This is a genomic window from Actinophytocola xinjiangensis, assembly GCF_001921215.1.
In the GTDB taxonomy this organism is placed as follows: domain Bacteria; phylum Actinomycetota; class Actinomycetes; order Mycobacteriales; family Pseudonocardiaceae; genus Actinophytocola; species Actinophytocola xinjiangensis.
In genome coordinates, this window is record NZ_MSIF01000036.1 from 56,889 (window position 1) to 66,380 (window position 9,492).

Here is a 9,492-nt window from a genome sequence, read left to right on the forward strand (position 1 = left end):
GTCAGGTCCAATCCATGACCCCAGGGCACGAGTCAGAACTCCCCGTGCCTGCCGGCCCCGTCGACGAACTTCCCGGCGCCTTCCACGCCAGCCTCCAGAACCCCGACCCCCAACGCGAACTCGGCCCCCAGCGCCGCCCTCTCCGGCAGCCCCCACTGCCCCAGCACCGAGGCTCGATCCGACCGCAGACACTCCTGGGGGAACTCCGCCAACCGCCGCCCCAGGTCCTCCGCCGCCTCGCGGGCCTGCCCGGCCGGAACGACCGCGCTGGCCAACCCCATGGCCAGCGCCTCGTCGGCCAGCACCGGCCGGCCGGTGAGGATCATGTCCATCGCCCGGCCGTGGCCGATCACCCGAGGCAGCCGGACCGTTCCACCGTCGATCAGCGGCACGCCCCACCGACGGCAGAACACCCCGAACACAGCGGTCTCGTCGACCACTCGAAGGTCGCACCACAGTGCCAGTTCCAGCCCTCCGGCCACGGCGTGGCCGGACACGGCCGCGATCACCGGCTTGCCGAGCGACATCCGTGTCGGACCCATAGGTCCATCACCCTCTGTGTCCACACGGTTACCCCGATCGGTTCCGACGGCTTTCAGGTCGGCGCCGGCGCAGAACGTCGAGCCGACGCCGGTGAGGACGGCGACGCTCGCGCAGGGATCGTCGTCGAACGCGCGGAACGCCTCGGCGAGCGCGGCGGCTGTCCGTCCGTCGACGGCATTGCGCTGGTCAGGGCGGTTGATCAGGACTGTCATGATCGGTCCGGACTGCTCGACGAGCACGGTCTCGCTCAACGGTCCACCTCTCGGTGATCGAACACGGATGTCGAAGGTGCTGTGCGGGGAGGTGTACGCACCGTAAGCTGTATGCATCCATTTGTGTGAACAGGCGCGCGGGGAGCGGTGGATGGAGCGAAAGCGGTGAACGCGAAGAAGGTCCTGATGTTGGTCGGGGTGGCTCTCGTGCTGTTCTACGTGATCACCCAGCCATCACAGGCCGCGGAGGCGGTGCAGGGGATTCTCGGTTGGCTGGAGGACGGCGCCGAGGCGATCATCACCTTCGTGCGCAACCTCTTCTCCTGACGGGGGATCACAGGGCACTCACAGAACTACCGGTCGAGGGACGTCACCACGGCACCGCCGAGGTGGCGTCCCTGCTCGTGCGCGACCCAAAGATCACCGACGGTTACGAAGCGTGGCCGGATCTAGCACCACATTGGACCGTACGGGTGGATTCTGGCCCTGTAAGCCCTGATCGCACGCTTTCCTCGAGATCAGGTCTGGCGGACTGTCGGTGCCGGCCTTTACGGTTCCCGCATCGACTTTCGCGGGCTGGTCCGCAGTTCTCTCGAGGAGGCAGGATGCTCGACGATCCCGGTGTGGATGACCTGGTACGGCAGTGGACAGAGGATCACTCCAAGGCCGCCGAGTCGGACGAGATCAACCGCATCGCGTCGGAGTGGCTGGCGGACGTGCCCGTCCAGCCCCGGACCGGGATCCCCGGGCAGCGTTCCCGCGGTGGCAACGGCCCGTGGGCGACCGTGGAGGCCACCGACCCGCGCTTCTTCGAGGCCATGCGCGAACGCCTCCCGGAGGTCCCCGCCGAGCTGATCTCCTCCGCCGCCGGCTGGTGGCAGATGGTCGGCGGCCTCGCCGAGGCCAAGGAGTGGTGGGACGCGGGCATCAGCCCGCTCGACCAGCGCGCCCTCGACTACCGCGCGGCCGGCCTCGCCCCGTCCGACCTCGGCCGACGGCTCGGGCCGCTGACCGTGCTCCAGCACCTGCGCAAGGGCAGCGCCCCCGCCTGGTGCGTCGCCCGCCTTCAGCGGCAGAACGAGCGCCGCTCCGCCTGAGCGGCGTAACGGGACCGGTGATGTCTCGTTGAGCGGGTGTGATCGAACCTGAGACGGACGACGACCGGCCCCGGCTGGGTGTCCTGCTCCGTCTCGGCGTCGTCCTGCTCATCCTGGCCCTCGGTGCCGGCGGCGTGCTGCTCGTCCGGATCGCCACCGCGCCGGACCCGGCCCGCGCCAGCGTCCACGCGGACCTCACCGGCGGTATCCCGGTCGCCGACGTGCGCCCTGGCTCGCTCACCCCGGTCGATGCCGCCGTCGACGCCGCCGCCCAGCCCCAGCCCAGGGCGGCCGCCGGGCCGGACCCGCTGCGCACCTGGGCGCAACGGCTGGCCGTGCCGGCCGAGGTCCCGGCCAGGGCGCTGATGGCCTACGGCAACGCCGAACTCGCGCTGCGCACCGAGAACCCCGGCTGCCACCTGTCCTGGACGACGCTGGCCGCGATCGGCCGCGTCGAGTCCGACCACGGACGCTACGGCGGCGCCACCCTGGGCGAGGACGGCCGGCCGTCGCGGCCGATCATCGGGGTGCCGCTGGACGGGTCGCCGGGGGTGCGGGCGATCGGCGACACCGACGGCGGGCGGTTCGACGGTGACCCGGACGTCGACCGGGCGGTCGGGCCGATGCAGTTCATCCCGTCGACCTGGAGCCGGTGGGCCGCCGACGCCGATCTGGACGGTGTCGGCGACCCGCACCAGATCGACGACGCCGCCCTCGCCGCCGGCCGCTACCTGTGTGCCAACGGCCGTGACCTGGCGATTCCCGCCGACTGGTGGGCGGCTGTCCTGTCGTACAACAACTCGGTGACCTACGGCCAGAAGGTCTTCGGCCTGGCGGACGGATACGGACGAACCGCGCGCTGAGGGTGGTGTTAGCGTCGACCCCGTGAAGGGCGGACTGCTGGCTCGCCGGCTGGGCATCGTGGCCGTGTGTGTGCTGTCACTGGCCGGCTGCGTCGGGTTGGCGTGGTGGCAGTGGGCGCGGTTCGAGTCGGCCACCGGGAACTGGCAGAACCTCGGCTACGTCCTGCAGTGGCCGCTGTTCGGGCTGTTCCCGGCGTTCATGTTCTGGCGGTTGAGCAAGCTGCGGGCCCCCACACCGGCACCGGCCAAGCCCACCGCGCGGGTGCCCGAACCGGAGATCGAGGCGTGGGAGCCCACCCGGCGGCCCGTGCCCGCCGGCCACCACGACGACGACCCGGAGCTGGCCGAGTACAACCGCTACCTGGCCCAGCTCAACCAGACAGCCGATCAGCAGGAGTCCCGATGACCTCACCCGAGCCCTCGGTCACCGACGAGAACCCGACCGCCGCCGAGGAGTCCGGCGCGGCCGACGTGGTGCCCAGCGCGCTGGCCCGCTACCGGGTCATGGCCTACATCGTCGGTGTCGGCCTGCTGGCGCTGTGCGCGTCGATGCTGCTCAAGTACGTGTTCGACAGCGACGGCTCCATGGCGATCATCGGCCCGGCGCACGGCTTCCTGTACGTGGTCTACCTGGTCGCCACGGTCGACCTGGCGATCAAGGCCGGCTGGTCGATGAAGGGGACCGTGCTGGTGATGCTCGCCGGGATGGTGCCGTTCGTCTCGTTCGTCGCCGAGCGGCGGGTCGTGCGCAAGGTCGGCGCGGGGACCGCGCTGTAGGACGACTCAGGCGCCGAGACCGGTCAGCGAGCGGACCTCCATCTCCGCCTGCTTGACCCGGTCGGTCCGCTCGCGGCTGAGCACCGTGCCGAGGAAGCCGGCGAGGAACGAGATCGGGATCGACACCAGCCCGGGGTTGCTCAGCGGGAACAGCTGGAAGTCCGCGCCGGGGAAGATCGAGGTCGGCGCGCCGGACACGACCGGCGAGACCATCACCAGCAGCAGGCACGAGCCGAGCCCGCCGTACATGCCCCACAGCGTGCCCCGGGTGTTGAACCGGCGCCAGAACAGCGAGTACAGCAGCGTCGAGAGGTTCGCCGAGGCGGCGAACGCGAACGCCAGCGACACCAGGAACGCCACGTTCTGCCCGTTGGCGAGGATGCCGCCGACGATCGCCAGGATGCCGACGACCACCGCCGTCAGCCGCGCGACCCGGACCTCCGACGCCGGGTCGGCACGGCCCCGGCGGAAGATGTTGGCGTACACGTCGTGGGCGAACGACGCCGACGCGGTGATCGTGAGGCCGGCGACCACGGCGAGGATGGTGGCGAAGGCCACCGCCGAGACGATGCCCAGCAGGAACGTGCCGCCGATCTCGAAGGCCAGCAGCGGCGCGGCGGAGTTCTCCTTGCCGGTGGAGGCCAGGATCTTGTCCGAGCCGACCAGCGCGGACGCGCCGTAGCCGATCACCAGCGTGGCCAGGTAGAACACGGCCATCATGCCGACCGCCCAGACCACCGAGCGGCGCGCCTGGTTGGCGTTGGGCACGGTGTAGAAGCGCATCAGCACGTGCGGCAGGCCGGCGGCGCCCAGGATCAGGGCCAGCGACAGCGAGATGAAGTCGAGCTTGCTGATGGCCGTCGAGTACTGGGCGCCGGGTTCGAGGATCTGCCGGCCGTTGGCGTTGTTGGCGGCGGCGTCGTCGAGCAGCGCGGTGATGCTGAAGCCGAACTTGCCGAGCAGGAACACGGTCATCAGGACCACGCACAGCACGAGCATGGTGGCCTTGATGATCTGCACCCAGGTGGTGCCCTTCATGCCGCCGACCAGCACGTAGAAGATCATGATCAGGCCGACGACGCAGATCACGACGGCCTGCCCGGCCTTGTCGTGCACGTTGAGCAGCAACGCGATCAGCCCGCCGGCCCCGGCCATCTGGGCGAGCATGTAGAAGAACGAGATGACCAGCGTCGAGGTGGCCGCGGCCGCGCGGACCGGGCGTTGGCGCATCCGGTAGGCGAGCACGTCGCCCATGGTGAACCGGCCGGTGTTGCGCACCAGCTCCGCGACCAGCAGCAACGCCACCAGCCAGGCGACCAGGAAGCCGATGGAGTAGAGGAACCCGTCGTAGCCGTGGACGGCGATGGCGCCGGCGATGCCGAGGAACGAGGCGGCCGACAGGTAGTCGCCGGTGATGGCGACGCCGTTCTGCGAGCCGGTGAACGCGCTGCCGGCGGCGTAGTAGTCGGAGGTGGTGGTGTTGCGGTGACTGACCCGGTACACGACGAACAGCGTGATCGCGATGAAGCCGGCGAACACGGTGATGTTGAGGACCGGGCTGCCCAGGCCCTCGCTCACCGGCCGGCCTCCGCCCGGATCGCGGCGGCGCTCGGGTCGAGCCGGCGTCGCGCGTAGCGCACGTAACCGAACGTGATCGCCACGGTGGTGACGAACTGCAGCACGCCCAGCGCGAGGCCGACGTTGATCGAGCCGAACAGCTGGTGGCTCATGAAATCGCGGGCGAACGCGGCGAGCAGGACGTAGGTCAGGTACCACAGGAAGAACAGCGCACTCACCGGAAACACGAACAAACGGAAACGGCGACGCAGTGCGGCGAACTCGGCGCTTTCCTGGATGGCCACGAAATCGGGCGCGCCGTGCCGGTTCGGCGGTCCGCCCGATCCGTGCGCCGGCTGCCGGGTGATTCCACCGAAGTCGTTTCCGGGAGTCGTTGACCGGGACGCGATCGGCGGCTGAACCACCTGAGTCATGTGTGTTTCCTCCGGTGAGGACGGGTGAGAGTTCCCAATTCCGATGTGGAGACGGCGCGCGGACTATACGTCAGCCCGCCGGGGCCGCGTCAAACCTCCGGAGTAACGGCGGTCCGGGGGTCGGGTGAGTGGGGGACCACGGCCTTCACACGTAGCGGTGAATTGCCGGGTAACGGTGTGTCGTATCCGCTGTGGGCGGCCGGTCGGGGCGCGCCGATCGTGGCCGGTGGTCGGTTCGATGATCAGGTGTGGCGATCTGTGCGACCCGGTTTGACCAGGTCAGACGACGATTCTGGTTGTTGGTCGGGTCGTGGCCGGGTGGGTCCGCTGTGGACTCGCCGCATGATGACCCTTTCGGGGTATCAAGTCGTCCGGCTTGAAACTCAAAGTAGAACCAGCAAGATCATTTATCGGGAAGATCGGGTCAGGGCGCCCTAATTTGATCCCCGGGCCACCCGTTGTCGCAGGTCAACCCGCTTGCGTTGAGGCACTTTCCAGGGTGGGTGATTGATGTACGATCATTACTCGGTTCTCGCTGTGATTCGGTACGTCGGGGCATCCCGTGGCGGCCGTGTCTCGTAAGGAAGGAGCGAGCGCTGCCGTCGAATTAGTGCGCGCACTCTGTCCGCCCGTCGGGTGGCGTCGGTATTTGCTGCGCTCTTTTTCGAGTACACCCTTCCTCATTCTGAAATGAAATGAGGCGTCGTCTTGAAGGACAACCCGACCCGGACCGACTCGCGCCTGGCGAACCTGGGCAGCGTGCTCGCCAACTGGCGCGACTGGAACCTGCCGGTCAAGCTCGCGGCGGTCACCCTGGTACCGGTGATCTTCGCGATCGTGCTCGGCGCGATGCAGATCGCCGACCAGGTCGACCGCGCGAGTTCCTACCGGCAGGTCGACCGGTTGGTCCTGGCCAACGAGGAACTGCGCACGCTGGTCACGGCGTTGCAGCGGGAACGCACCGCCAGCGCCATGCTGCTGGCCGAACGCTTCACCGAGATGGCGACCGAGCTGAGCGACGAGCGTCGCGCGGTGGACGGCGCGCTCGACGAGTTCACCCGCGCCGCCGACCGCGTCCGCTTCGGCGAGGACGTCACCGCCGACCGCTACCGCGACGTGGAGGCCTGGCTCGGCGAACTGCGTGGCCTGCGCGAACAGGTCAGCGGCTCGCTGATCGACGCGTCCACCGTGCTCAGCCGCTACACCAGCGTCATCGAGGCGCTGCTGAGGTTCGACCGCGCGCTGGCCGCCGAGATGATCGACCCCCACCTGGTGTCCACCTCGGCCGCCCAGCACGAGCTGGAGACGATCGCCGAGCAGGTCCAGTTCCAGCACGCCCTGGTCGGCGTCGGCATCGTGCGCGGCGGGCTCGTCGGCCCGGACCTGGAGTCGCTGCGCTCGTCGCTGGCCAGCTTCGAGGACTCGGTCGCCAGCTTCCGCGCGGTCGCCGACGCCCAGTACACCAAGGACTTCGACCGGGCCATCACCGAGCCGGTCTCCGCCGGACGTACCAATCTCGCCGGCGCGGTCGCCGCCAGCCAGCCCGGCGCGGGGATCCCCACCACCGTCGTCGACTGGTACGCCTCCTCCGACGCGGCGCAGCGCGGCATCACCGCGGTCGCCGACCAGCTCGGCCAGAAGGTGCGCGAACGGTCGACGGCCCTGCAGGACGAGGCCAGCGACGGCGCCGGGCTCGCCTCGGTGATCCTGCTGGTCGCCCTGGTGGTCGCCATCGCCGTGATGATCGTCGTCGGCCGCCACCTGGTCAGCTCGCTCGGCGTGCTGCGCCGCAGCGCCCTGGAGGTCGCCGAGCAGCGCCTGCCGGAGGCGGTCGCGCTGATCCGCGAGCACGGCGGCGACGGTGCCGCCATCGAGCTCGAACCGGTCCCGGTCACCTCGATGGACGAGGTCGGCCAGGTGGCGCGGGCGTTCGACGCCGTGCAGTCCCAGGCCCTGCGGCTGGCGACCGAGCAGGCCGGCCTGCGGGCGCGCTACTCCAGCGTGTTCGTCAACCTGTCGCGGCGCAGCCAGGGGCTCGTCCAGCGCCAGCTGCACCTGCTGGAACGGCTGGAGCGCGACGAGGAGGACGCCGACCAGCTGGCGACGCTGTTCCAGCTCGACCACCTGGCGACCCGCATGCGCCGCAACAACGAGAACCTGATGGTGCTCTCGGGCAGCGACGTCAGCCGGCGCAACCAGCGCCCGGCGACGCTGGCCGACCTGCTGCGCGCGGCGGTCTCGGAGATCGAGCAGTACCAGCGGGTGGTGATGCTGCCGCCGCCGGACGCGCTGGTCGTCGGCTACGCCGTGGGTGACCTGGTGCGCCTGACCGCCGAGCTGCTGGACAACGCGACGTCGTTCTCCGCACCGGACACGAACGTCACGATCGCCAGCCACTCCTTCGACGACGGCTCGGTGGGCGTCTCGGTGCACGACGAGGGCATCGGGATGAACCAGGAGGAGCTGGACGAGGCCAACGGGAAGCTGGCCGACACCACGTCGATCGACGTGTCGACCTCTCGGCGGATGGGCCTGTTCGTGATCGGCCGGCTCGCCGGGCGGCACGGGATCGAGGTGCGCCTCAACGGGGGTCCGGACGCCACCGGGGTCCGGGCGATGGTGACGGTTCCGGCGGAACTCATCGCCCAGGCCTCGGAAACACCTCGTTCGGCACCGGCGACGCCCGCCGCGTTGCCGGCCGCGTTGCCCTCCGGTGGCCTGGTCCCGTTCTCGCCGTCGGTCAACGGCCACGGCACGGCGGTCAACGGTTCGAACGGTGGGTCGCACAGCGGTACCAACGGCGGCACCAACGGCGGCACCAACGGCGGCACCAACGGCGGCAGCAACGGAGGTGCACCGGGTTCGGCCGGTCGCCGGGCCTCCGGTTCGACCAACGGCGGCCTGCACCGGTCCACCAACGGTGGGCATCGCGGTGGGACGAACGGGGCACAGGGCACGACCAACGGTGGCAAGCTGCCCCGGCGCCGTTCCCGCCCGGTCAACGGCTCCGGCAACCACGACTCCGGCAACGGTTCCGCCAGCAACGGCGCTTCTGGCAACGGGCCCGCCGGTGGCGCCCCGGACGGCGACGGCAGTCAGGACCCGGACCTGTCGCCCACCGTCAACCTCCCGGTCCTCACCGACCTCCCGCCCACCCCCGAGCCGACGTCCACCGGCGTGGGGGAGAACGGCGTGGGGGGGAACGGAACCCGCCGCCGCCGCTCCGCCGTCCGGCGTCCCGTCGGCGACGGACCGGACCCGGTACCCGACCCGACCGCCGGCCCGGTCCGACCGCCGGCCACCCGGACCGACGACCACACCCCCGCCCTCCCGGCCACCACCTCCGACGGTCCGGACGTCACCGACGAGTGGCCGGAGACCGACGAGCCGAACGCCGCCCCCGACGACGGCCGGGTCAACGGCACCCGTCCGGGCACCCGACTTCCGGTCAGGAACAACGGAAACACCCACGACGGGGTGCCCCGGGCCGCCACCGGATCCACCTGGGACGGTCCGGCCCGCAACGGCGCCGACGGACCCGGCCCGGCCACCCGCGCCGGCGCGGCCGAGCGCAACGGAAACGGTGGCGCCACCGGAGCCGGGAACGGAGCCGGGTACGGCGGCGCCACGGGAGCCGGGAACGGCAGCGCCATGGGAGCCGGGAACGGAGCCGGGAACGGAGCCGGGAACGGTGGCGCCACCGGAGCCGGGAACCGGAATCCCGCCACCCGCAACGGTGTCGCCGACCGTCCGGGGCACGGGAACCCCCACCGCAACGCCACCCCCGCGAACGCCCGCCGGACCGCGCCCGGCGCCGACCCCACCCGCCCCGACGGGGAACGCGCCGCGCTTCCCCGGCGCTCCCCGGGTCGCGGCGGTCGCAACCGCCCGGACGTGACCCGCCCGCACACCCCGTTCACCCCCGCCGGCGGACACGTCTCGCCGGCGGACGGACTGTTCTTCTCGCCCGGCGGTCGAGGCGCCGGCGAGCACCCGCCGCCGGCCGGCG

The 9,492-nt window shown here is 70.8% G+C and carries 9 protein-coding genes; 6 read left to right on the forward strand and 3 right to left on the reverse strand.

Annotated features, from left to right (window positions below; genetic code table 11):
- Window positions 1–32: 32 nt before the first annotated feature.
- A complete protein-coding gene (locus BLA60_RS38800) occupies window positions 33–794 on the reverse strand; it encodes a crotonase/enoyl-CoA hydratase family protein (protein WP_075138082.1) in 762 nt (253 codons plus the stop codon).
- A gap of 126 nt (window positions 795–920) precedes the next feature.
- On the opposite strand from BLA60_RS38800, the gene BLA60_RS44035 reads away from it, so the two are divergent.
- The 5 genes from BLA60_RS44035 to BLA60_RS38820 all read left to right on the forward strand — a co-directional run bounded on the left by BLA60_RS44035 (window position 921) and on the right by BLA60_RS38820 (window position 3,492).
- Complete coding sequence (locus BLA60_RS44035; protein WP_154814899.1) at window positions 921–1,082, forward strand: hypothetical protein; 162 nt, start codon at window positions 921–923, stop codon at window positions 1,080–1,082.
- A gap of 278 nt (window positions 1,083–1,360) precedes the next feature.
- The gene (locus BLA60_RS38805) at window positions 1,361–1,852 is read left to right on the forward strand and encodes a transcriptional regulator (RefSeq protein WP_075138083.1); all 492 of its coding nucleotides are present in this window, start codon (window positions 1,361–1,363) and stop codon (window positions 1,850–1,852) included.
- Window positions 1,853–1,890: 38 nt separating this feature from the next.
- Window positions 1,891–2,715 carry a lytic transglycosylase domain-containing protein gene (locus BLA60_RS38810; protein WP_154814900.1) on the forward strand — a complete coding sequence of 275 codons (825 nt, stop codon included), beginning with the start codon at window positions 1,891–1,893 and terminating at the stop codon, window positions 2,713–2,715.
- A gap of 22 nt (window positions 2,716–2,737) precedes the next feature.
- Entirely contained in the window at window positions 2,738–3,121 is a 384-nt protein-coding gene (locus tag BLA60_RS38815) for a hypothetical protein (protein ID WP_075138084.1), read from the forward strand.
- Complete coding sequence (locus BLA60_RS38820; protein WP_075138085.1) at window positions 3,118–3,492, forward strand: DUF3817 domain-containing protein; 375 nt, start codon at window positions 3,118–3,120, stop codon at window positions 3,490–3,492. Before BLA60_RS38815 ends, BLA60_RS38820 begins: the two co-directional genes overlap by 4 nt.
- A gap of 6 nt (window positions 3,493–3,498) precedes the next feature.
- Here the strand turns inward: BLA60_RS38820 and BLA60_RS38825 are convergent, their stop codons facing one another.
- Window positions 3,499–5,070: a solute symporter family protein gene (locus tag BLA60_RS38825; RefSeq protein ID WP_075138086.1), complete on the reverse strand. Its 1,572-nt coding sequence runs from the start codon at window positions 5,068–5,070 to the stop codon at window positions 3,499–3,501.
- On the reverse strand, window positions 5,067–5,483 hold the full coding sequence (locus tag BLA60_RS38830) for a DUF485 domain-containing protein (RefSeq protein WP_084736025.1): 417 nt from the start codon (window positions 5,481–5,483) through the stop codon (window positions 5,067–5,069). The genes BLA60_RS38825 and BLA60_RS38830 overlap by 4 nt, the downstream gene beginning before the upstream one ends.
- A gap of 708 nt (window positions 5,484–6,191) precedes the next feature.
- Between BLA60_RS38830 and BLA60_RS38835 the strand changes: the two genes are divergently transcribed.
- The coding region (locus tag BLA60_RS38835) for a nitrate- and nitrite sensing domain-containing protein (protein WP_075138087.1) at window positions 6,192–9,492 on the forward strand (3,301 nt) is incomplete at its 3' end.